Here is a 23,200-nt window from a genome sequence, read left to right on the forward strand (position 1 = left end):
AGCCCCGGCTTCACCTACCTCCAAGGCGATGCCCGCAAGTTCTTCCGCGTGACCGCGTCCGATCAGGAAAACGGCAGCAAAGCCGCGTTCAAACCCTACGCGCCCGTCTCCTCAAAACAGGCGCCAAGCTTGAAGAGCGTGACTCTGCCCCAAAAGTAAAGTTACCTAAACAACAATAAAAACAAAACCCCCGGTTTCGGCTGGGGGTTTTTTTGTGTTCACGGTTTTGGCGAGATGACGAGACGGTAATAAGTTGGCAGTTGTCAGTTCTCTAAAACATAGTCTGGCGTATGATTAGCGAAACCGGGTGGGCAGAGGAACATTCTTTAACACCAAGGGCTGGATTCTTCACTTCGTTCAGAATGACGGGCTGACCAAGTAGCGAGGTGGAGACTGGGAGACGGGGAGACTTTGAAACTGTGAAACCAGACTTTGGAAAGCCACGCGAAACGCTAAAACCTTAAAACGTTACAACATTAAAAATCTGCGCTATCAGCGTAATCTGCGTGAACCTTAAAATGCCAAATCCCTTTTTCATCCTCATCATCCTGTGTATCCCTAATCTATTCCCCAATCTGCATGAAACGAAAAAAGTTCTTGACAAGGAAACCGGCATTCTCGAAAATTGACACCCAGTATGAATATATGAAAAATCACATATCGGGAAAAGGATGCGCAAAGCCCGCCCCGCCTTGTGAAAACGATGTTTTATATTTACGTGCTCCGCCAACGCGGAGTCAGGAGCGAAGATCGATGCAATGGACTTTTGGCAGTAATGCTATTGCTTGTTTTGTTTTTTGCCTGCCCTCGGCAGCCACAGAATCCTTGCGTCCATTTTCACCTTCAAAAACCTTCAATCACCAACCCCTTCAAATCCAACGGAGCCACCGCTTCCCGCCGGACGGCGCATTCGCAAAAACATCATCGCACACAAAACACGCTTACGCGTCTTCCAGCGTAAAAAGCGGGCATCCGTTATTTTCCTTCAACCTTCAAAAACAAACAGGGGCAGCCAGCCCAGACCAGGGAGGCAGCCCCAAAAAGTGATTCTTCAAACCAAACAAAATAACACTCTTTCAATAGAGGAGAAAAATTATGAAGAAACTAATTATAATAGTGCTGTCGCTGCTGGTTTTAACCGGCCTTGTGGCGACCGAATTAAAATACTGGGCCAACACAGCCTATCTGCAGACGATTCCCAGGCAATACGCAGCCGGAGATATCCTTACCCGTGCAGCCACCGTGTTCAGCCCGGTTGGAAACTGCCAGTTGCAAGGCGTCTATTTCCCCTTCTACGGTGGAGGCGCTGGCGGTCAAGCCAACGTGCGTGTTGAGATCTGGCCTGTGAATACAGACGGTACTCCCAATACAAGCGGAATGCTCCCTCTTGCAGGTGCCACAATCCTCTATGCCGACTTGATCAACTGGCAAACAGCACCGGTGGGAGAGGACTACAACTATGTGGATTTCTCCGCCGCCAACCTCTATTTCGGCCCTACTGCTGCCAATGGCACCAAGTTTGCCATGGTGGTCTCCAGCCCCAACGGTGTAGTCGGCAGCGTTTACACCGCGACTCTGCATGATAACGCAGTCCGTGGCAACAGCTACAACTATTACACCACTGATCCTGCGGGATGGGATGACTGGTACGACTATTGCTTCAGCGCCGAAATCACCTACACTGGTGATCAAGTGGACGTGGTGGCTTCAACACTCAATTTCAGCGGCGATTTCTTCCTCGAACCCGAACAGGAAGTGATTTACGCTGTGGAAGCGGTAAACAACAGTATAGACGCCAATGGAAATCCCATGGCTGTCACTGACGTGACAGTCGCTCTGGCGCTCAGAGATTGGGAAACCTTTGACATCGTTGACTTGATCGCCTTGACAGATGATCTTAGCATTGCAGCTGGTGGTGATATCTATCTGGAACTGACTGAACCCTATGCCCTGCCAGCCGATGGAGGCCGCTACGTGCTCCAATTCCAAGCTTGGCACGATGAAGACGTTTCGCTGGAAAACAACAACCTGTGGCTGCAGCAGGACGTGGTGGATCTCGAGGATGGTCCCTTTGATTTTGCCTACGACGAAGATGAAGCCACCATGGCGCACGCCTTCTACAACGACGGCTTTGGCTTTGCCAACACCTTCTGGTATGATGGTGCAGCCTTGAAACTCAACGAAATCAGCATCGAAATGCGCGATAATACCTGGCCCACGGGTGCGCAAGGCAACCTGAAATATGCTATCTTCCCCGATGATGGTACCGGAATTCCCGATATGGATAATCCCTTGGTGCCCATCACCCAAACCACCTGCACCCTGGGCGCTTGGAATACCTTCAACGTCTCTGCATACAATGCGGTAATCCCTGCCGGTGAAATGTTCCACGTTGCCTACTTCCAAGTGGGAGCCTATCAAGCAGGCGCACCAGGCATCATGGGCGACAAAACCGAACCCATTTCCAGCTGGATTACCTCTCTGGCTTACGATCCAGCCGAAGGATGGGAAGGTCCCGCTTACTATGACGAAGACCTTTGCATCAGGGTTGTTGCCGAATTGCATGAAGATGAGCCCATCGAAATCGAAGCACCCATCATCAGCGTTATTGTTGAAGACGGCTTCCCTCTCATCTATTGGGAAGATGTGGCTGGTGCCGTGAGCTACAACCTCTATGGTTCAAACGATCCCTACGCTCCCAGACCTTGGGACCTCATCGTGGGCGGAACTGCCGACCTTGGCCATTCTTACATCGAAGACGAGCCCTACCTGTTCTTCTATGCCACCGCTTCCACCGAAGCTGATGGCAGCAAGAGAAATCTCGTTGTTGCTCACACTGCTCCCAAAAACCAGATTGGAAAAATCAGCGCCAATTCGAATGTCATTTCCGAAAAAGGTCTTGAAAAAGCTGACAGCAGAATCCTTCCCCAGCAGAAGAGCGTGGAAGGAAAGGTTTCCACATTTGGCAAGATTGAAAAAGTTCGCCTCGACAGGAAATAATCTCTAAAAACCCCGGTGGGAACAGTCCCGCCAATGATATCAAACCCCTGCATCGCCGCAGGGGTTTCTTTTTGGGTTGTAACTTTGTAGCGTTTTATCGTTTCGCTGGGCACAATGCCAAAATAGCTGCCAACTCTCAAAGTCCCTCCGTCTCCAAGTCTCCACCTCGCTACCTCGCCCCAGCGCGTCATTCTGAGCGACAGCGAAGAATGACGCGCTGGGGCGTGATGGAGACAGGGAGACTTTGAGACAGGGAGACAGGGAGACAGGGAGGTGCTTGTGAGTTGGCAGTATAGAGTTATCAGTTGTCAGCGGGTGGCTTTTTTGCCCGACGCGCAGCGAAACGCTAAAACCTTGAAACCTCTTGCTCAAAAAATCCCTTTTTCATCCTCATCATCCTGTGTATCCCTAATCTATTGAAAATCAGCGGTATCAGCGTAATCTGCGTGACACTTCTTCTGCGTGACATTTCTTCTGCGAGAAAAAATCCCCAAAGCTGACGGTACCAGCCATCCAGAGTGTGGAATATAATCCACAAAAACTCCTTAAGACTCGAAATAATTCTTGACTAAATTTCATCCATATCTATTCTCAAATTATGAAAGAAAGAACAAGTATGAGCCTTTTTGCCATGGGCTTTACAGAGGTAAAACTACACCGATGGCAAATATATACAAAATGTTTGCCACGGAGTTTATAATGATAAAAACAAAGGAATTTTTGGTTTTTTTGGGATGAAAAAGATGTTCGGTTTGCATCCGATTGACGGTCTTGGCTCTTCCGCCTTCCCCGGCTGGACGATTGGGCAAATGCCGCCTGTTTTACCCCAAATATCCAAATCTCAACGGAGCCTTGGGCTCTGGCGCGTCTGCCAGGAAACGCAACAAACGTCATCGCACACACACGCAAAACCGGCAGATGAACAGGGACGGCATCCGTTATATACCTACAACCTCAAAATCAAACCGGGCTCCAGCCCCAGGCTTGCGTTCACGCGGCCGTCCGGTTTTTTAAGGAGACCCGATCGAACATTCTAAGGTAAAATAAGTCTTTCAAATTAGGAGATAACACTATGAAGAAATTAAGAATCATGCTTCTGGTGGTTTTGGCACTTGGACTATGCTCAGTGGTTTTGGCTGCCGACCACAGAACTTCTCTCGCGCAGAGCGGCTTGAAACCTTTCAAAGTCAGCTTCGAAGAACAACCGCAATTTGAGCAAGTGAGCGGCCAGGAAGCAAATAGAGCCACTGTTCTGAACGAAAACTTCAGTTCCAGCACCTTCCCGCCCACGGGTTGGGTATATTACAACCTCAAAGGCATTGGATACCAATGGGGCAGAGCCACAAATCAATATCACAGCAGTCCGGCTTCCGCCTCACACGCGGGTGGAAACTGGCTTTCAGCCCAGCAAAGCGGCCTGCTGGTTTCGCCTCTGATTGACCTGGGTGTAATGGAATATGATAATATTACGTTCTGGCATTATACCGACTCACCTGGCAATATGCAGACCGGCGGGCATCAGCTCTTGGTTACAGACGACCCCAACCACGAACAATGGTATATTTTCTGGGAAGATACCAGCCCCAGCGCTTCCTGGAACCAAGTCACGGTTTCCCTGGAAGGTCTGGGCAACCTTCCGCTCTATTTCGGATTCTTTTACGAAGGCAAACCCATTGGTTCCAATAAGGATACATGGTTTATCGACGACGTGGTAATCACCTCCACCAACATCAATGTCCTGCCCGTGATAAACACTCCGAATCCCAACCTGCACCGCTATGTGGAAGCCACCATCAATTTCGACAGCGGAGTGGATGAAGCCATCGTTTGGTATAGCTACGATGGCATAAACTGGGATTCCTGGAACATGGAGGAAGACGACGAAGCTGATGAACCCAATATCTGGTGGGGAGCGATTCTTGCCGGCGGTGAAATGGACCAGGAAGTATTCTACAAAATCTGGGCCAAAGACATGCTCGGCAATGAAGCTGAATCTAAAGTATACAGCTACATGGTGGAAGACCCCGTCTGGGTGTTTTACGATTATGGTGTGAACAGCTACTCCGGCTATATGCCAGCGGGCCTCACGTCTAACGCCACCTGGGGAGCCTTCAACTTCTTCCATAATCCCTTCTATGGCACCGGCAGCTCACTGTATCTTTACAACACCGAAGCCGCCACTTCCAATCCTCAGACGAACGTGCATCTGCAAATCTATCTCTTCACGCCTGCTGAAGACGGAAACCAGGCGCTTCAACGCACCTATTTCGCCACGCCGCCAGTGGTTGAGACCAGTGGTGTGGATAGAGATGTATTCGCGTTTGCACAATTCAACAATGGTGAACCCATCGAAATTACAGACCAATTCTTTGCCATTGCGTTTGAAAACCTGCCCAACACTGGAAATGATAATACAAACTCCTTCTTCCTCTTCAACACGAAAAATGACTATGGCATGTATGGCCTAACAAAATCGAATGACCCCGGCGCATGGTACACCTTCATCGATGCCTCCGGAACCTGGGTAATTTCAGCCGAGATTGGTTATGGCAGGCTTCTGGAAGTGCCCGTGCCGGAACTTGTCATCACCCTGGAAGATAGCTATCCCACTCTCACCTGGGGCGCTGTGGAAGGCGCTGCGTCCTACAACGTGTATGCCAGCGACGACCCCTACATCCCTCTGAATGAGTGGATTCCCATCGCGAGCCCCTGGTCATTGCTGGGCTATGCTTACACGGCGGAGGATCCCTTCCAATTCTTCTATGTGACCGCTTCCAGCCAGCCGGATGGGAGTAAAGCCGCAAACACAGCCAAAAAGGAACGCTTGAACATTCAAGGCAAAAGCACGGTACCCGTTCTGAAATAATTAATGATGTATCGCGCGTGCGATCCCATACACAATCGACCCCCGTTTACCGCGGGGGTTTTTTGGTTCACGCAGATTTCGCCGATAACGCTGATTTTGTTGAAAAGGTTGTAGGGTTTTAGCATTTTAGCGTTTCACTGCGCACAATCATAAAATAACTGGCAACTCTCAAAGTCTCTCCGTCTCACAGTCTCCTCGTCTCTCTGTCTCAAAGTCTCCCAGTCTCCATCACGCCCCAGCGCGTCATCCTGGAACGCAGTGATAGGATCCAGCCCTTGGCGATAAAAAATGTTGTTCTGACCACCCAACTGCGTAAAACAGCAGATAGCCCGAACCCGACAATCATTCCAAAGACTTGTTGCCTTCCGTCGGCGCTGCCGCGCCGTTTGAAAAACAGTCACTGGATTCCTCGCTGGCGCTCGGAATGACGCTTCGCCACCTCCCCATCTCGCCGTCTAAGCCATCACGCGTCTTCCCGCGTGATTTTCGCGCCGATGGAATTCAATTTTTCCTCGATGCGGTCGTAGCCACGGTCAATGTGGTAAATGCGTGAAACGGTGGTGGTTCCCTCAGCCACCATGCCAGCCAAAACCAGAGCGGCAGAGGCACGCAGGTCGGTGGCCATCACTTCCGCGCCAAAGAGTTTGGGCACTCCTTCCACGCGGGCGATATTGCGTTCCATGCGGATATTCGCCTGGAGGCGGTTCAGTTCCGCCACGTGCATGAAGCGATCCGGAAAAATGGTGTCTTCGATAAAGCAACTGCCATCCGCAAGCGACATCAGCACAGTGAATTGCGCCTGCAGGTCGGTTGGGAAACCCGGGTAGGGCAGGGTGAGGATATCCACGGGTTTGATTACCTGGGGTGGGATGACGGTGATGGATTTTTCCAAAACTTCCAGCTCGCAGCCTGCCAGGCGGAGCTTGTCCAAAAGAATGTCCAGATGTTTGGGTTCGAGGTTTTCAACGGTGATGGGCTGGGTGCTCATCGCGCCGACAATGAGGAAAGTTCCCGCTTCGATGCGGTCGGAAATCATTTGCATTTCCACCGGGAAAAGCTCCTCCACGCCTTCGATTATGAGGGTGGTGCTGCCGGCGCCGCTGATTTTGGCGCCCATTTTATTGAGGAGATCGATGGTGGAATCCACTTCCGGTTCCATGGCGGCGTTGAAAAGCCGGGTTTCACCCTCTGCCAAAACCGCTGCCATGAGGGTGTTGATGGTGGCGCCCACGCTGGATTTTGCAAAATGGATGTCCGCGCCGATGAGTTTTTCCGCCGTGGCGTGGATGTAGCCGTGTTCGATCTCAATTTTGGCGCCCAGGGCTTCCAGCGCGCTGAGATGCAGGTCCACAGGGCGGGTTCCGATGGCACAACCGCCGGGAAAAGAGACCCTGGCCTCGCCAAGCCGCGCCAAGAGCGGACCCAGAACGTAGATGGAGGCGCGCATTTTGCTCACCAATTCATAGGGCGCTTCGTTGAAGACGATATCCCGCGAATCGATGGACATCATGCCATCGCCGTACACCACGCGGGCACCCAAAACCCGGAGAAGATGGGCCATGGATTTGAGGTCGATGAGGTTGGGAACATTGCGCAGCACGGATTTTCCCGGAGCCAAGAGGCAGGTTGCCATGGCGGGCAGGATGGCGTTTTTGGCGCCGCTGACCTGGATGGTGCCGCTGAGATTGCGGTTTCCTTCAATGATGAATCTGTCCATTTTGTATCCTTATCTGGTTTTTATATTTTATTGGTGACCGGCTTTGAAAGCTTGAAAGCCAAATAGCGGTCTTTGCCGGCGAGGTCTTCTTTTGCCAAGAGGCAATCCAATCCCGCGGCTTTTCCCAGGGCAAGCAAGCTTTCCCGCTGGGTGTGGCCGTGTTCGAAAAGCGCGATGCCAGCCGGGGCGAGCCGCTCTTTCAAGCCGGCAAAAATGCGGCGAAAGAGGCCCAAGCCATCGGCTCCTGCCAGCAGTGCCACAGAGGGTTCAAAACCCCGCAGGCTGCGGGGCAGCGCCTCGTGTTCTGCCTGGCTCACGTAGGGCGGATTGCTGATGATGAGATCGAAAATGCCCGGGTCGGATGGAAAAATATCGCTTTGCTTGAAAATAATCTGAACATCGTTTAGCGCGGCGTTTTCGCGCGCCACCTGCAAGGCTCCGGAGCTGATGTCAATTGCCGTGACCGCCAGATCGGGACGCATTTTTTTGAGCGTGATGGCGATGGCGCCACTGCCCGTGCCGAGATCGAGAACCCTGGCTCCAGGCTGAGACAGGGATAATGCCAGCTCCACCAAGCCTTCGGTTTCGGGCCTGGGAATCAAAACCCGGGTGTCCAGCCGCAATTCCAAACCCCAAAACCAGGTTTTTCCCAAAATATATTGGGGCGGTTCGTCGGAGTTTAAGCGCCGCAGGGCGTTGATGATATCATTTTCCTGCTGAGGTGGCAATTCGCGCTCTTTGAGCAGCGCCAATTCGGGAACGGAGCAGTCTAAAATGCCTGATAGCAGCCAGTTCAGCGCGGCGGGATCATTGTCCGGACGCGCGTGATTCTGCAACAGGCGCGCCAGGGTCATGCCTCCGGGTCCTTGCGGTTCAGCTTGCGCACAACCTGGATTTGCCTGCCTCCGTCTGCAAATTCCAGTTCGTCGGAAAGATAATAGAGCATGGCCAAGCCACGCCCGTGGGCGTCGGTGTTTGGACCAACCCCGTCCTGTTTCAGTCTGCGCAGCCAGGTTTCGTGGTCAAAGCCATTGCCGTCGTCTTCCATCCGGATTATGATGGTGTCGCGAGAGCTATCCAGATGGATGGAAAAACGCATCCGGCGCGAAGCGATGTGTGGCTGTCGCAGTTTGGATTCGATGATTTCGCGCAGGCTGGCAAGGTCGAGCAAGCGTTCCTGGGGCGAGAGCTCCAGCACTCCATGGAAAAAGGCGTTTTGCAGCATTTCATCGGCACAGGTCAGGATATCGTTCAGCAAATTTTGGGGCAGATCCAGGTTTTTCAGCAAAATGGGGCGGATGATTTTGTTAATACCGGCACCGGTGAATTTGATGGGGTTGATCACAACGGAGAATTCAGCACGCTCGTAGCTGTTCAACAGTTTATCACCTCTGCGGCGGAAATTGATGCGTTCGGCGATTGTTTCAATGGACGCCACCATGGCGGGAATATCGATGGGTTTGGTGAAAAAATCCGAGGCGCCGAGGCGGATAGCCTGGATGAAATATGCCTGCTCCATATAGCCGGTCATCAAAATCACTTCCTGTTCATGGCCGTCACGGCGAATCCTTTCCAAAAATTCAAGGCCGTTGATGCCGGGCATTTCGATGTCGCAAACCACGATGTCGTAAAGTTTTTTGCGCGCCTTGCGCAGAGCTTCGCTGCCGCTGAGCGCGGTCTCGGTTTTGTAGCCATGGATGTTCAGCAGAGAGCTGAGAGTTTGAACGATTTCGGGACTGTCGTCAACGATGAGGATGCTGAGACGGTTCATTCCAAATTCACTAAAAAAAGCTGGTTCAGCTTCAGGGTGTTGAAAAGCTCGAAGATGGGCTCGGAACTGCGTATCACCTCAAGTTCGCCACCTTTGCCCACAAAATCCTTGTAAAAAAGCAAGAGCTTGCCGATGCCGATGCTGCTGATGTTTTTACATTCAAAAAGATCGATGTCCAGATAACGCGCCTGCGAATCCAACACTTCGTTCAGTTTTTTCTGAAAGTTATCGGCATTTTCGCTGTTTAGATAACCTTCCACCGTCATCAGCGCTCTGTCTCCAGAAAAAGACAAATCGATTTTCATAACCTCTCCTTATTTTGTTTAATTGTATTTAAAACAAATTAGATTTGCTTGCCGCGGCTGTCAAGCTTTTCATTGCTAATAGCCCCGGATGCGTCTCAGCACGGCACTTTGCACCTGCGCGGGGGTAATCTCATATTTGCGAAATTCCAGGCTGTAAACCGCGCGTCCCTGGCTGAGAGAACGGATGCGGGTGGAATAGCCAAACAATTCCGACAGCGGCAGTTCCGCCAGGATTTCTTGTTGATAATCATTGTGACGGCGCAAAACCGTTATCTGGCCGCGTTTGGCGTTGATATCCGAAATGATGTCTCCCACAAAGTCGTCCGGGCTCAGAACCGAAAGCTGCATAATGGGTTCCATCAAAACCGGCGCCGCTTCGAGCAGGCCTTTTCCCACCGCCATGGAAGTGGCAATGCGGAAGGCTAACTCATTGGAATCCACGGGGTTAAAATCTCCATCAATCAGTTCAATTTTCACGCGTTCCATCTGGCCGCTGATGAGAGGTCCGTCGTTGAGAGCGTTCAGGGCGGCTTCTTCGATGGGTTTGAAATATTCTGTGGGAATTTTATCCGCGCCCACCAGGTTTACAAACCGGTTTTTGCCGTGTGTGGCAGTCTCATCATGCGCCAGCGGGGAAAGACGGAACTTCACCTTGGCATAATTTCCCTTGCCGTTCATATCGCGGATGAAGGTTTCTTCGCATTCCACAGCCTTGGTGATGCTTTCTTTATATGAAACCTGGGGATTGCCAACGTTCGCGGAGACGTTGAATTCCCGGCGCAGCCTGTCCACAATCACTTCCAGATGCAGCTCCCCCATGCCGGAAATCAGGGTTTGGCCGCTATCTTTATCCACGCTCACACGGAAGGTGGGGTCTTCTTCCTCCAGATGCGCCAGCGCGTCACCCAAGGCTTCCTGATCAGCTTTGGTTTTGGGTTCGATGGCAATCGAGATGACGCAATCCGGGAAGTTGATGCTGCTGAGTTGGACATCAAGGCTGCCATCGGTGATGGTGTCTCCCGTGCTGAGAAAACGACAGCCCACAAAAGCGCCGATGTCTCCAGCGTGCAGTTCGTTAAGGTCATTTTTGCGATTGCTCATCATCTGCAAAAGGCGGGATACGCGTTCGCGTTTCCCATTGCTTTGATTGTGGAAATTGGCGCCCTTTTTCAGGGTTCCGGAATATACCCGCACGTAAACCAATTTGCCCACATACTTATCGGTTTGAACCTTGAAAGCCAGGCCCACAAAGGGTCCATTGGGGTCTGGATCGAGCTGGATTTCCTCCTTGTTCTGGGGGTTAAAACCCACCGCGGGAGGCACATCCAGAGGGGATGGCAGAAAATCGCGGATGCCTTCCAAAAGCAGTTGCACACCCTTGTTTCTCAGTGAGGATCCGCAAAGCACAGGAATGAAACGTCCTTGCAGAGTACCCTTGCGGATGGCACGTCGCAGCCACGCTTCGGGGATTTCCTCTCCTTCCAGATAGGCAGACAGCAGTTCATCGTCAAATTCCGCGACGTGTTCCAAAAGTTCGTTGCGTTGTTTGGTGGCATATGCCAGCATGTCGGAAGGGATTTCCTCCTGGTGAGTTTCGCTGCCTTTGGTGAGGGGATCGAAAAACCAGGCTTTCATGGAGATGAGATCAATCACGCCCTTAAAACAGTCTTCGGCTCCGATGGGAATATTTATCGCGCGCGCCAGAGGTGTTAAACGTTCGTGGATCATGCTGATGGCTTTTTCGTAATCCGCACCGGGACGATCCATTTTGTTCACGTAGGCCAAACGCGGCACCTTGTAGCGATCCGCTTGATGCCAAACGGTTTCGGATTGGGGCTCCACCCCCGCCACAGCGCAAAAAACGCCCACCGCGCCGTCCAAAACGCGCAGGCTGCGCTCCACCTCCGCCGTGAAATCCACATGTCCGGGAGTGTCGATGATATTGATATGCGTGTCTTTCCAAACACAGGAAACTGTGGCGGATGTGATGGTTATGCCACGTTCACGCTCCTGTTCCATCCAGTCCGTGAAAGCGTTGCCATCATGGACTTCGCCCATTCTGTGCAAAAAACCAGTGTAAAACAGAATCCGCTCTGTGGTGGTGGTCTTCCCGGCATCGATATGGGCCATGATGCCGATATTTCTAATTTTTCGTAGCGGACTGTCGGATTCGCTGTTCATTATCAAGTTCCTATATATACCTTTTAGTATCGTTTTTAGTGTCGTTTCTTCAAAATGACATAAAATGGAAGGCGGGAACTTTGTCCACAAAAACTTGTGTTTCCGCGGGGAAAAAGCATTGGATTTTGCGGGTTGTGAGCCATTAATTCTTTGTCGAACGTGCCGATGAACAAGAGTTAACATGTTGTGTGCTATATGTTTAATCTCATTGCCTCGCTTTTATCGCGTCTTATTTTGCGTGAGTGCGCATAATCATTAAAATCAATTATTTCTTGAACATCAGCGATTCCCGCATAAAAAAAGATTGACAAAGCGGGGCGGATAAATTGGGGTGGCAAACGAAATGGGAAGTATATTGAAAAAAATCTTGACCTGCCTGGTCTTGCTGAGCTGTCTGGGAGCCGGATTTGCCCAAACGCAACGGAGCCCAAGCCGCGCCGTGCTCTATTCTGCGGCTTTTCCGGGTGGTGGACAGCTTTATAATCGAGCCTGGTTGAAAGCCGGGCTGGTTGTGGGTGTGCAGGGTTTTTTGATTGGCTCCGCCGTTTGGCACGGCTCTGAAAAATCGTATTGGCAAAAACTGGCGGAAAGCGAGCCTGATGAGTTTTTACGCCAACAATACCTCGCCCGCAGTAATGATTTTGGGGATGAGCTGAAAAACGACCTCTGGTGGGTGGGCATCACCGCGGGGCTTTCCATGCTGGATGCCTATGTGGACGCGCATCTTTCTGATTTTGAAAGCCAAAAGGAGGAGATCCGGCTGCGCTTTGAAAACGGTGCGCTGCTATTGAAATATTCGTTTTAGGGTGTTCGGGAATGCGTAAAACACTTTTCAGTCTCGCACTTTTGCTGATGCTGAGCTTTTTATCCGCTGAAATCATCAATCCCGAAACCTACGCTCTGCGCGTTCACGATGAGGTTAATGAAAGCCGCCTTCGCAACGGCCTGCCGGCTCTGATTTGGCTGGAAGACCTGGCTGAACTGGCGCAACTGCACAGCCAAAATATGGGGCAAAAAGGGTTTTTCAGCCATCTTGACCCTGAAGGGCTGAGAGTTTCAGCACGTCAGAGGAAATATCAGCCTCAATTGCTGCTGTCTGGAATCGGAGAAAATCTTTACCGCAGCCAAAGCAGCAGCCGGGTTTTCGACCCCAAACGCAGTGCCCAGAGCTGGATGAATTCGCCCGGACACCGGGAAAACATTCTGAATCGGAACTATAGCCACAGTGGCATCGGAGTTTTTTTGAAAGGTGACAGGCTGTATGTGACCCAGGTTTTTGCCACGCCCATCCTCAAACTACGCACCTCACTGCCGCCCTTTTTTTTGGAAAATATTCCTTATCTGCTGGAGTTTGAATATCTTTCAACACAGCCACGCGAGGGTTTCATCAGCTTTCTGACAACTCCGGATCCAAACACGAGAGTGGATGTGGGGCTTGAAGGCTACTACAACGGTTCCATGCCGCTAAAATATAGCTGGACAGAGGATAACACCCTCCTTTTTCCTCTGGAATTCAACTACGGCAAAGGCAGCTATATCCTTAAAATTGGTTGGGATGACTATGTATATCCGGATATGATGGAATTTATGGTAAGGTGATTTCCAGAGTCACCGGGCAATGGTCTGAGCCCATGATATCGTCCCGGATATCGGCATCCACAACGCGGTCTTTGGCTTCACTGTTCACAAAGAAATAATCTATTCTCCAGCCGACGTTTCTGGGGCGGGCTCCGGAGCGGTAACTCCACCAGGAATAACGTTTTGGCTCGGGGTGAAACATCCTGAATGTGTCCATCCAGCCCAGTTCGGTGATTTTATCCAGCCATGCCCGTTCGATGGGCAAAAAGCCGCTGGTATTTTCATTTGCCTTGGGATTCGCGAGGTCGATTTCCTTGTGGGCGGTGTTGTAATCGCCTGTCACGATTACCATTTTCCCAGTGGCGCGGTCTTTTTCCATCTTCTGGAGGCAGGTATCGTAAAAACGCAATTTGAAATCCAGGCGCTCATCATTCATTTGCCCATTTGGGAAATAGATATTGTAGATAATGAAGCTCTCATATTCGCAGCGGATTGTGCGACCTTCGGTGTCAAATTCCTCCACTCCGAGGCCTTCGCTAACCGAAAGCGGTTCGGTTTTCGAAAGCACCGCCGTTCCGGAATAGCCTTTGCGCTGCGCGTGAGACCAATAAACGTGGTAACCATCTGGGGTTGAAAGTTGTGGCGGGATCTGGTGTTCATGCAATTTCGTTTCCTGCAGGCCAAGCCAATCGGGGCTTTCGCGCTGCAGAACGGCCATGAAATCCTTGTTCATAACGGCACGCAGACCGTTCACGTTCCAAGACCATAGTTTCAGAGTCAATTCGTCCTCCCTGTTACTGTATTTGGATTCGCAAGATTTTTGGGGTGCTGAAATCCTGTCAAGCGGAGTTTTGGTTTTTGTGGTTTGACGCTTGCCATCACGCGAAAACCATGCCCGCGACAGCGGCAATCAACATCAATACGATGGGGTTCATTTTAAAACGGGTGTAAACCACGAGACAAGCCAAAAACAGAATCACCGAAAATAAATCCGGAAAAGCATCTTTGGCAACGATATAGAGCGCAGCGCCGATGAGGCCAAGCGTGACCCAACGGAGTTTTTGGAAGATGTTTTTGAACCAGGGTTGCTCGCGCAGCTTGATGTAGGTGAGAGTGATAATCAGCATGATGATGAGCGAAGGCAGCACAACGCCAAAGGTGCACAACAGCGAACCGAGAACACCGGCTTGTTTGTAACCCACGAAGGTGGCTGCGTTTATGGCGATGGGGCCTGGCGTCATCTGGGATATGGCAACCACATCCATAAATTCGGATTGGGTGAGCCAGGCATTGTGGACCACCACTTCCTGCTGAATCATTGCCAGGATGGCATATCCGCCGCCAAAACCAAAAATCCCGATTTTGAAAAAGGTCCAAAGCAGTGTCAGATATGTCATTTATCCCTCCGCGCCTGCCAAAGCCCCTGTAAAACGGAGAAAACGATGGCTGCCAGAATCAGCCAGATGGGGCTGATGCCCAAAAATGCCACCAGAGCCATGGAAAGAATTGGCACCCAAAAGTTTGTCCAATCCAGCTTGGCGTTTTTCACCATTTGGAAAAGCGGGACGGCAATCAACACCACCAGAGCCGGTTTGAGACCCTTGAAGGCCTTTCGTACCAAGGGATTATCCGCGTAGTGGGAAAAAAGTTCGGCAATCACCATGATGGTGAGCAGGGAGGGCAAAACCGTGCCCAAAACCGCAGCCGCCATACCGAGTTTGCCACGCACCTGCAAACCCACGTAGATACTGATATTGATGGCAATTGGGCCCGGGCTGGATTGTGCCGCCGCCAGCCCATCCAAAAAAGTTTCCTCGGACAGCCAGCCCTGTTTTTCAACCACTTCGCGCCGGATGAGAGGAAGCATGGCATAGCCGCCTCCGATGGTGAAGGCGCCAATTTTAAGAAAGGTGAGAAATATGGTTGAAAGGCTGTTAGAGGCTTTGGGCATTTTCTTCAACAAGTTTGACCAGTTCAGCCACCAAGCGGTTTTCGGGCACTTTTTTGATGATTTCACCCCGCGCGAAAATCAGGCCTTCACCCTGGCCGCCCGCAATGCCAAAATCCGCTTCCCGAGCTTCGCCGGGACCGTTAACTGCGCAGCCCATAACGGCAATGGTAAGTGGCAGTTCCGAGTATTTTTGCAGGGCTTTTTCCACCTCGTCCGCCAGCTTGAAAAGATTCACGCGGGTGCGCCCGCAGGTGGGGCAGGAAACGATGTTCAGCCCTTTGCGAAGCTCCAGATTTTGCAGGATTTGACGAGCCACCTGCACTTCACGCACAGGGTCCGCAGTCAGGGAAACACGGATGGTGTCTCCAATTCCCTCGGAAAGCAAAATTCCCAGCGCCATGGCAGATTTTACGCTGCCTGAAAGCAGAGTGCCGGCTTCGGTGATGCCCAGATGCAGGGGGTAGGTAACCCTTTCGCTGAGAGCGCGATAGCTTTCAAGAGTGAGCGGCAGACTGGAGGCTTTCACGGAAATTTTGATGGCTTCAAAATTCAGGTCTTCAAGGATGCGGACATGCTCCAAAGCGGCTTCCACCATCGCCTGAGCACTGAGGCCATATTTTTGCAAAAGATGTTGGGGAAGCGAACCGCCGTTCACACCAATACGGATGGAAATATCGTGTTGGGAAGCGGCTTTCACCACTGCCTCCACTTTTTCGCGGGAGCCGATGTTGCCAGGATTTATGCGCAGGCCATCCACACCGGCTGCGATGGCGCCCAGAGCCAGCTTGTAATCGAAATGAATATCCGCCACCAAAGGCACGGAAGCGCTTTGTTTCAAGGTTTTTATGGCACGCAAATCTTCCTCGCCGGTCACGGCAAAACGAATGATTTGGCAGCCGGCCTGTTCCAACTCCTGGATTTGGCTCAGCGCGGCTTGAACGTCGCGTGTGGGCACGCTGAGCATGCTTTGGATGGAAACTGGCGCGCCGCCACCAATCAAAACCTGTCCCAGCCTAATCTGGCGGGTTTGCTTTCTTTTGATATTTTGCATGTTTCAAGCCCATCGGGAAGCGTGTTTCTGTCAATCCAAAAAAACGGAGGCGGGCTTATTTTACCTAAAAAGTGCAGGGTTACTTGACAAATTGCAGTATATTGTTTTTAATGCCACATTAGTAAGAATTTGAGATCCAACAGGAGGATACAGTGAAAAAAACACTTATTCTGGCAATTGCCCTTGCCATATTGGCTTTGCCAATCGTGGCGGAGGATTGGATAACCATTTATAATGATGATCTTTCCCTGGTTCGTGGTAATTTTGAACTGGAACTGGAAGCCGGGCTGCAGGATTATAATTTTGACGATATCAGCTCTCGCATCGACGCGCCTACTGTGATTGTGCGCTCTTTGGATGGCGGAGTGCGCGTTGCGGAACAAAATTATGAATATGACCTGGCTGGAAAAAGACAGATTATCGCGAAATATCTGGATCGCGAAGTGGAGCTTTTCACCAAGGACGGCGAACGCGTGATCGGAACCCTAAAGTTTTTTGATACAACAAGTTATGGGGTGATTGAAAAAGGCAGCCAGCGCTTGATTGTGATTGCTGACAGCCAGGTGCAGCTTCTGAAATTGGCAGAGCTGCCCACAAACTTTTACACCAAACCCACCCTGCACTGGAGCCTGATTGCAAACAAAGCGGGCAAACACCCTCTGCAGCTAAGTTATCTCACTGGCGGCCTCAGTTGGGACGTTAGCTACAACGCCATTTGGGATGAAGAAACCCTGGCGCTGAATTCCTGGGTGACCATCAAAAACCAAAGCGGCAAATCCTTTGAGGATGTGACCCTGAAGCTAATCGCCGGAGACATCAACCGCATCCGCGAAGAATATGATTTTTATGCTAAAAACATCAGGTATATGGATGTCGCCATGGGAGCCGAAAGCCCCGCACCCAGCTTTGAAGAAAAGGCTTTCCACGATTTCCATATGTACACCCTGGATCAAAAAGTCTCCTTCGCAAACAACCAGACCAAACAACTGGAACTGTATCCCACACAAAACATTAAGGCTGAACAAGTGTATGAATACCCCATTTGGGGCGACGGTGTGAAAAGCATCATTAAATTCAAGAACACCGAAGCCAACGGGATTGGCAAACCTTTGCCCAAGGGGAAAATACGGGTTTATATGCAGGATAGTGATGACAATCTGGAATTCATCGGTGAAGACAATATCAAACACACCAGCAAAAACGAAGAAGTGAACATCACAACCGGAAAAGCCTTCGACCTGGTGGCTTCCACTCTGGTGAAAGATATCAAAGACCTGGGCAAAAAAGTGAGCGAACGCGACATTCAGGTCACCCTGCGCAATAACTCCAGCGAAAGCAAAGCCATCAATGTGATTTACACCCTGGGCTCAAACACCCGCATCACCGAAGTGAAGGATGGTCATGAATATAGTATGGATACAAACCGCAAGGTTCGCTTCCCCATCCAGGTTGAACCTGATGCACAGGTGATTCTCACCTTCACGGAAAGAACAGAATACTAAAAACAGAGGACAATCAGATGCAGGAAGAACTGCTTTCAAACCTGAATGGAATCCGGCGCGAAATGCTGAGAATTTTGGGAGAAGTTTCCTCGCTAAGCCACGACTCCATCGCCATCGAGGATGCCATCGACGATGTTTGGCATCCCAAATGTGATGTCTATCACACAGATACAGATTGGGTTGTGGTGGTGGAACTGGCCGGAGTGGATAAAAACGCGATCAATATCTCCGCCAGCACAGAATTTTTGCGCATCAGTGGAAGCCGCGTGTTACACAAAAAAAACCTTCAAGCCACTTACCACAGCATGGAAATCGATACCGGTCGCTTCGATCGCCGCATCTTTTTCCCGGACCTGAACTTGGACAAGGAAAACCCCAAGGTTGAGCTGCGAGAAGGCATCCTGCGCATTTCCTTCCCCATTCTGGCCAGAGTGGAAAGGATTATTCCCATCAAGTGATGCCACGCGTGGGAATTATTTTTCAGAGCCATGAAAAGTGCGGATAATCCAAGCTTGCGGCTTTTGGTACAGAATTTTGGATAAAAAAATAGTATAAATTGAGTTATTTATGGCGGACGGCAGGTATGTCCGCAAGGAGGAAAGAGTGAGAAAAACTTTGGCACTGTTGCTTTGCCTGACCCTGTGGCACACTATTTGGGCTGCGGAACTGAAATCTGTGCGTTCCACCGACCGCGAAAAAAACCAGAACACCGTAAACATCGAACTGAGCGGCCCGGTTCAATACCGCGCTGAAAAATTGCCCGGCGGCAAAGGCATCCGCCTCGTCATCCAAGGCGTTGAAAAACTGGGTTCAAGCCCGCAATATCCCAGATTGAGCGAGGTGGTTGACCAAGTTTCAGCCCGCATGGAAGGCTCAAACGCGATTATCGACATTAAAACCATGGGCAGCTACAACATATCTCACCAGGCAAGCTCGGATAAAAGCAGGATAAATGTATCCATCGATGCGGGACCCACCCACAAAGAGGTGGAAGCTCCCAAAAGCGAGCCTGCCGCGAAGACTAAAATAACGATTCCGCCCAACGCGATGCCCAAAAAAGCTGGGGAACCTGAAATGGCGCGGGGCATTCCGCCCTCATCCAGCCCGACCATCGGAACCACAAAAACAGAAAGCGCCTCGGAAACAGCGGAAAAACCAAGCCCCGACGCAACCACAAAACAAGATGAAGAAACCCAGCAAATCCCTCTGCCACAGACGGATATGGAAAATGCCGCAGAGACCATGGAGGACAGCCCTCTCGATTCACAACAGCCTGATAAGAAAGGATTTAACATTCTTTGGCTTCTCATCGCGGTGGCGGCACTACTGACCATACTCGTGATTTATCTGTTTTTCATCAAAAAAGACAGGCCGAAAGAAGCTGTGGCTCCACAAATTATGCCACCACCTCCAACTCCCAAGGAAGGTCACACTCTGCTCTTGGACCCCGAAACCCGTAAAAAGATGGTGCAGAAGCTTTTGGATCAGGGCTGGTCAACCAGCGAAATCGCGCGGGAAATCAGGCTGGATCCCAAGCTGGTGGAAGAAATTGTTGCCGGTCTCCGGGAAGGTCGATGAAAAGATTCTTAAAAGCTTTGGCATTAATGTTTTGCACGCTGTTGGCAATGGCGGGACCGCTTTGGGCGCAAACTTCATTTACGAATACCGCCTTCTATCCTGATGTGCGCAGTCGCCTGTTTTTGAACCAATTGCTTGAAAACGAGACCTATCGAATGGCAGAGCCGCGGACAGAAAATCCGGGTGCAGAATTCCCCCTGCAAAACTGGAAAACCATCAAAGCTTCATTCCTGGAACTTTTCAGCCTCCAAGAGCCCAAACGCGCGCTGCTGCAATATGCCTATGCTGATTCAAGCCTGCGCTACGAGATGGAAAGCAACGCCATTTCCCAGATTGATCTGTTGAGAGCGCCGGAAGGAAAATATGAAGCCCACAGCATTGGCCTGAGAGTAAATTCGGTTTTTAACGATAAAATCCGCGCCCGGGCAATATATTTGAACACCAGGTTTCACGGAGACCGGGAAGCGATGGCAGTATCGCCTTTGGTGGATGGATACCAAATCTCTATGCACACAGGCACTTACACCGATAAACTGAATGGCGAACTGAGCTATAATGGCAGCCATTTCAGTGCCGCCCTGGGACGTGGAAGATTCCAAATCGGCAATTCCATTTCCGGCTCGGTTGTGCTTTCCGACCGCGTCAGCGAATATGATTATGCCCTTCTGGAACAGAGGGTTGGGCAGTTCAATTTTTCCTTTATGCACGGCAATTTGAAAGCAGACACGCTGAAAGATGGCAAATTTCCTGCTAAATATGTCGCGGTGCATCAGGTAACATGGCAACCAAAGCCTTGCCTGGATGTGTTTTATGGAGAATCCGTTTTCTATGGCAACAGGGTGGATTTCAGCTATCTTTTGCCCGCAAACTATTGGCGCGTGGGAAAATACCGCACGGATCCCGACAACCTGAACCTCTACGGAGGCATGAATTTCCGCCCCACTGAAAACTGGAACCTATACTGGACAATGTTGTTGGACGAACTGACCCCACGCAAATTTTTAAGCAACTGGTGGGGAAACAAATATGCGATTCAAACTGGCGCAGCCTGGGATATTCCCATCCTGAACTTGAGCCCTGTTGAAAAACCGCGTCTGGCTCTGGAATTCACCGCTGTGAGACCCTGGACTTATACCCACTACGAAAATATCGCCATGTTTTCCCATGAAAACAGCAGCCTGGGCTATCCCAAAGGTTCGAATCTGCTGGACATCACTGCGGAATTCAACCTTCCCCTACCCTGCAGGATGCGCTGGGACAGCCAATTTTCCTTCACCTGGCAGGGCAGCGAAGGCAATGATTGGCGTGAAAACTATCGTGATGCTTTTCCCACCGATGTGATTAACACCGCAGAAGCCTTTTGGCTGGATGGAGACCTGAGCCGTATACCCGTGTGGCAAAACACCCTGCGGATTGGGATTCTGCCCCATCACGATTTTCTTGTTGCCCATCGCTCCACTTTTGGCAGCCAAAATGCGCACACACTTTATGCCAATTGGCAAACCTTTTTCTAAAGGAGAAAACCCATGCCCATTGTGGATCGTTTGGAATATCCCAAAAAATATAAACTTAAAGGCACATTGCTAATCCTGATTGTGGTGATCACCGTGGCCAGCCTTGTTTGGTTGAAACTGAGCAACATTGCCCGCGCCAAACGCATTGTGGTTCATAGCGTTGGCTACAGCGAATATGACCGCAATTTTATCCACGCGCACTACGAGATTGAAAACAAAGGGAAAAAAGACGAACAAGTTGACCTGTTGATCAAGGTTTACGACGCTGCCAATGAAGAGATTGCCAGCATCCTTTTCCGCACCACAATCAAAGCCAAAACCCGTGAATTTCAAGGTAAATACATTGATAAGCTATACCGCCCCCTCGCGGAGGGAGAAAAGCCGCATCGCCTGAGCATTGAATTCAGGCAAAGAGGCACCAGTTGGATGAAGTGAAACTTTCCTCAAAAAAGCCCGGATTCAGGCCTGACGCGTCTTTTTGACCACCCTTGGGGATAGCTTCCTTCTTTTTTGCTTGACATAAACCTAAGCTTATAATTTTGAGAGTCTTATTGAATGTAAGACACGCTCTATTATAAATCAAAGCTTCAAATATAAAGGAGATTAACATGACAAAAGCTGATTTGGTAAAAATGGTATCAGAGAAGACTGGCATCATTCGCAAAGACGTTGCCGTTGTGGTTGATGAGCTGCTGCAATCCATTAAGGACAGCCTCATCGAAGGCAATCACATCGAGATCCGCGGTTTTGGCACCTTCCGCCTGAAAACCCGCAAAGCCCGTATGGGACGCAACCCCAAAACCGAAGAGAAAATTCCCGTGCCGGCGCGCACAGTGCCCACCTTCAAGTTTTCTCGCGAGTTCAAACTCTCGGTTATGGATCTCAAGATTGAAGAGTAAAGTGAGTTAAAATGCCCTGCGGAAAAAAGAGAAAACGTCATAAAATCGCAACTCACAAGAGAAAAAAACGTCTGCGCAAGAATCGTCATAAAAAGAAATAAATCACAGGCCACCCTCCGGGGTGGCTTTTTTGGCACTGGATGGACTCTTTGATTGGTGAATTGAATCCGGGCAAACTGATTCGGGAAAGCTTGCAGAAAAACCTGAAGGGCGAGCTTTCAAGCCATGCCGAATTTCCCTATTTTTACACCCGCGAAAGCTTTGGCATGTTTTCCGAAACCCAGGAACTGCCCCTTTTCCCACAAAATATCCCGGAGGTATTTTTAAAATGGGCGGGGCTGGAGGAAGCCTTTGCTGCGGAAGAGATGTTGGTCTTGGATTTGGAAACCACGGGATTGGGACGCTCTCAAACCCTGGCTTTTTTGATCGGATTGGGTTATTTCGAAAAGGGAAAGTATGTGGTGGAGCAAATCTTTTTGCCCGAACCCGAAGCCGAGGCAAGCAGTTTTGACCGCCTGCGCGAGCTTTTGGAAACAAAATCCCTGCTGCTCACTTTTAATGGAAAAAGCTTCGACATTCCCATTTTGGAATCCCGCCTGCTTTATCACCACATTTGGCTGGACCTGCGCTCCAAAGACCACATCGACCTGCTGCACCTGGCGCGGCGCCTGTGGAAAAACAAGACCCCTTCCTGCGCTTTGGAAACCCTGGAATACTATATCCTGGGACAATTTAGGGATGCGGGACAAGACATTCAAGGCGGACTCATCCCTCAAACCTGGTTCCAGTTTTTGATGACAGGGGACTTTGAGCAAATGCACCGCGTGTTTAAACACAACCGCCTGGATATTTTACACACCGCCGCGTTGATGGCCCTGATTTGCAACAGCATCGGCTATCCACCCGCAAAGGGTTTTGACCACCGCATTGATTATCATGCCCTGGCAAGGCTTTATCTGAGCCAGGGAAATCCCAAAACGGCTCAACAGATTCTGCAAGACCTGCTGGATGCAGAAATGCTGAGCGCGGAAGCCGCTTGTGAGCTGGGCTTGCTGCACAAAAAAGAAGGAAATCTGAAGGCGGCGGAAGAACGCTTTGTTCAGGCGGCTGATTTGGATGAACCCACTGCCAGGCTGGAACTGGCCAAGCTTCTGGAAAAACGAAAGGAATTTGCCCAGGCACTTCAGCAGACTGAAATCTTACTTTTTTGGCAGCTTTCCAGACCAATCGTAAACGAAACTCAGGTGGAAAAACTGCGCCATCGAGAGGCTCGTTTACTCCGAAAAC

At 50.5% G+C, this 23,200-nt stretch carries 21 protein-coding genes; 12 read left to right on the forward strand and 9 right to left on the reverse strand.

Annotated features, from left to right (window positions below; genetic code table 11):
• The 3 genes from GX135_06150 to GX135_06160 form a co-directional block, all read left to right on the forward strand.
• Window positions 1–159 (forward strand): hypothetical protein (locus tag GX135_06150; protein NLN85668.1); only part of this gene is annotated, 159 nt, incomplete at its 5' end.
• A 936-nt stretch (window positions 160–1,095) separates the two neighbouring features.
• Window positions 1,096–3,000 carry a hypothetical protein gene (locus GX135_06155; protein ID NLN85669.1) on the forward strand — a complete coding sequence of 635 codons (1,905 nt, stop codon included), beginning with the start codon at window positions 1,096–1,098 and terminating at the stop codon, window positions 2,998–3,000.
• Between the two features lie 1,072 nt (window positions 3,001–4,072).
• Window positions 4,073–5,866: a hypothetical protein gene (locus GX135_06160; protein ID NLN85670.1), complete on the forward strand. Its 1,794-nt coding sequence runs from the start codon at window positions 4,073–4,075 to the stop codon at window positions 5,864–5,866.
• Window positions 5,867–6,329: 463 nt separating this feature from the next.
• Here the strand turns inward: GX135_06160 and murA are convergent, their stop codons facing one another.
• From murA to fusA, 5 genes are all read right to left on the reverse strand, one after another.
• On the reverse strand, window positions 6,330–7,583 hold the full coding sequence (gene murA, locus GX135_06165) for a UDP-N-acetylglucosamine 1-carboxyvinyltransferase (GenBank protein NLN85671.1): 1,254 nt from the start codon (window positions 7,581–7,583) through the stop codon (window positions 6,330–6,332).
• Between the two features lie 20 nt (window positions 7,584–7,603).
• A complete protein-coding gene (gene prmC, locus GX135_06170; protein ID NLN85672.1) occupies window positions 7,604–8,437 on the reverse strand; it encodes a peptide chain release factor N(5)-glutamine methyltransferase in 834 nt (277 codons plus the stop codon).
• Entirely contained in the window at window positions 8,434–9,354 is a 921-nt protein-coding gene (locus tag GX135_06175) for a response regulator (protein ID NLN85673.1), read from the reverse strand. The genes prmC and GX135_06175 overlap by 4 nt, the downstream gene beginning before the upstream one ends.
• Window positions 9,351–9,659 (reverse strand): STAS domain-containing protein, encoded by a 309-nt coding sequence (locus GX135_06180; protein ID NLN85674.1) that lies wholly within the window; start codon window positions 9,657–9,659, stop codon window positions 9,351–9,353. The genes GX135_06175 and GX135_06180 overlap by 4 nt, the downstream gene beginning before the upstream one ends.
• A 75-nt stretch (window positions 9,660–9,734) precedes the next feature.
• Window positions 9,735–11,840 (reverse strand): elongation factor G, encoded by a 2,106-nt coding sequence (gene fusA / locus GX135_06185; protein NLN85675.1) that lies wholly within the window; start codon window positions 11,838–11,840, stop codon window positions 9,735–9,737.
• 355 nt (window positions 11,841–12,195) lie between these two features.
• Here fusA and GX135_06190 point away from each other — a divergent pair, with 355 nt between their 5' ends.
• Both GX135_06190 and GX135_06195 read left to right on the forward strand, forming a co-directional pair.
• Entirely contained in the window at window positions 12,196–12,645 is a 450-nt protein-coding gene (locus GX135_06190) for a hypothetical protein (GenBank protein ID NLN85676.1), read from the forward strand.
• Window positions 12,646–12,656: 11 nt separating this feature from the next.
• Window positions 12,657–13,439, forward strand: a complete 783-nt coding sequence (locus GX135_06195) for a CAP domain-containing protein (GenBank protein NLN85677.1) — start codon at window positions 12,657–12,659, stop codon at window positions 13,437–13,439.
• On the opposite strand, the gene xth is transcribed toward GX135_06195, so the two are convergent.
• The 4 genes from xth to ispG all read right to left on the reverse strand — a co-directional run bounded on the left by xth (window position 13,426) and on the right by ispG (window position 16,420).
• Window positions 13,426–14,199, reverse strand: coding sequence for an exodeoxyribonuclease III (gene xth, locus GX135_06200; protein ID NLN85678.1), 774 nt, complete (start codon window positions 14,197–14,199; stop codon window positions 13,426–13,428). The genes GX135_06195 and xth overlap by 14 nt on opposite strands.
• 97 nt (window positions 14,200–14,296) lie before the next feature.
• On the reverse strand, window positions 14,297–14,815 hold the full coding sequence (locus GX135_06205; protein NLN85679.1) for a chromate transporter: 519 nt from the start codon (window positions 14,813–14,815) through the stop codon (window positions 14,297–14,299).
• Window positions 14,812–15,369 (reverse strand): chromate transporter, encoded by a 558-nt coding sequence (locus GX135_06210; protein NLN85680.1) that lies wholly within the window; start codon window positions 15,367–15,369, stop codon window positions 14,812–14,814. Before GX135_06210 ends, GX135_06205 begins: the two co-directional genes overlap by 4 nt.
• Window positions 15,353–16,420 (reverse strand): flavodoxin-dependent (E)-4-hydroxy-3-methylbut-2-enyl-diphosphate synthase, encoded by a 1,068-nt coding sequence (gene ispG / locus GX135_06215; protein NLN85681.1) that lies wholly within the window; start codon window positions 16,418–16,420, stop codon window positions 15,353–15,355. Before ispG ends, GX135_06210 begins: the two co-directional genes overlap by 17 nt.
• Window positions 16,421–16,587: 167 nt before the next feature.
• On the opposite strand from ispG, the gene GX135_06220 reads away from it, so the two are divergent.
• From GX135_06220 to GX135_06250, 7 genes are all read left to right on the forward strand, one after another.
• A complete protein-coding gene (locus tag GX135_06220; protein ID NLN85682.1) occupies window positions 16,588–17,922 on the forward strand; it encodes a DUF4139 domain-containing protein in 1,335 nt (444 codons plus the stop codon).
• 17 nt (window positions 17,923–17,939) lie between these two features.
• The gene (locus GX135_06225; GenBank protein ID NLN85683.1) at window positions 17,940–18,380 is read left to right on the forward strand and encodes an Hsp20/alpha crystallin family protein; all 441 of its coding nucleotides are present in this window, start codon (window positions 17,940–17,942) and stop codon (window positions 18,378–18,380) included.
• Between the two features lie 145 nt (window positions 18,381–18,525).
• Window positions 18,526–19,500: a hypothetical protein gene (locus tag GX135_06230; GenBank protein NLN85684.1), complete on the forward strand. Its 975-nt coding sequence runs from the start codon at window positions 18,526–18,528 to the stop codon at window positions 19,498–19,500.
• Complete coding sequence (locus GX135_06235; protein NLN85685.1) at window positions 19,497–21,014, forward strand: hypothetical protein; 1,518 nt, start codon at window positions 19,497–19,499, stop codon at window positions 21,012–21,014. Before GX135_06230 ends, GX135_06235 begins: the two co-directional genes overlap by 4 nt.
• 12 nt (window positions 21,015–21,026) lie before the next feature.
• A complete protein-coding gene (locus tag GX135_06240; GenBank protein ID NLN85686.1) occupies window positions 21,027–21,449 on the forward strand; it encodes a hypothetical protein in 423 nt (140 codons plus the stop codon).
• 173 nt (window positions 21,450–21,622) lie between these two features.
• Entirely contained in the window at window positions 21,623–21,913 is a 291-nt protein-coding gene (locus tag GX135_06245; protein NLN85687.1) for an integration host factor subunit beta, read from the forward strand.
• A 140-nt stretch (window positions 21,914–22,053) separates the two neighbouring features.
• The coding region (locus GX135_06250; GenBank protein NLN85688.1) for a hypothetical protein at window positions 22,054–23,200 on the forward strand (1,147 nt) is incomplete at its 3' end.

This window comes from Candidatus Cloacimonadota bacterium, from assembly GCA_012522635.1.
Classification (GTDB): Bacteria; Cloacimonadota; Cloacimonadia; order Cloacimonadales; family Cloacimonadaceae; genus Syntrophosphaera.

Excerpts from the sequence above, each read along its gene's own strand:
- GX135_06155 (NLN85669.1), top strand. The coding sequence starts at position 1,096 with ATGAAGAAACTAATTATAATAGTGCTGTCGCTGCTGGTTTTAACCGGC.
- GX135_06160 (NLN85670.1), top strand. The coding sequence starts at position 4,073 with ATGAAGAAATTAAGAATCATGCTTCTGGTGGTTTTGGCACTTGGACTA.
- murA (NLN85671.1), bottom strand. The coding sequence starts at position 7,583 with ATGGACAGATTCATCATTGAAGGAAACCGCAATCTCAGCGGCACCATC.
- prmC (NLN85672.1), bottom strand. The coding sequence starts at position 8,437 with ATGACCCTGGCGCGCCTGTTGCAGAATCACGCGCGTCCGGACAATGAT.
- GX135_06175 (NLN85673.1), bottom strand. The coding sequence starts at position 9,354 with ATGAACCGTCTCAGCATCCTCATCGTTGACGACAGTCCCGAAATCGTT.
- GX135_06180 (NLN85674.1), bottom strand. The coding sequence starts at position 9,659 with ATGAAAATCGATTTGTCTTTTTCTGGAGACAGAGCGCTGATGACGGTG.
- fusA (NLN85675.1), bottom strand. The coding sequence starts at position 11,840 with ATGAACAGCGAATCCGACAGTCCGCTACGAAAAATTAGAAATATCGGC.
- GX135_06195 (NLN85677.1), top strand. The coding sequence starts at position 12,657 with ATGCGTAAAACACTTTTCAGTCTCGCACTTTTGCTGATGCTGAGCTTT.
- GX135_06205 (NLN85679.1), bottom strand. The coding sequence starts at position 14,815 with ATGACATATCTGACACTGCTTTGGACCTTTTTCAAAATCGGGATTTTT.
- GX135_06210 (NLN85680.1), bottom strand. The coding sequence starts at position 15,369 with ATGCCCAAAGCCTCTAACAGCCTTTCAACCATATTTCTCACCTTTCTT.
- ispG (NLN85681.1), bottom strand. The coding sequence starts at position 16,420 with ATGCAAAATATCAAAAGAAAGCAAACCCGCCAGATTAGGCTGGGACAG.
- GX135_06225 (NLN85683.1), top strand. The coding sequence starts at position 17,940 with ATGCAGGAAGAACTGCTTTCAAACCTGAATGGAATCCGGCGCGAAATG.
- GX135_06235 (NLN85685.1), top strand. The coding sequence starts at position 19,497 with ATGAAAAGATTCTTAAAAGCTTTGGCATTAATGTTTTGCACGCTGTTG.
- GX135_06240 (NLN85686.1), top strand. The coding sequence starts at position 21,027 with ATGCCCATTGTGGATCGTTTGGAATATCCCAAAAAATATAAACTTAAA.
- GX135_06245 (NLN85687.1), top strand. The coding sequence starts at position 21,623 with ATGACAAAAGCTGATTTGGTAAAAATGGTATCAGAGAAGACTGGCATC.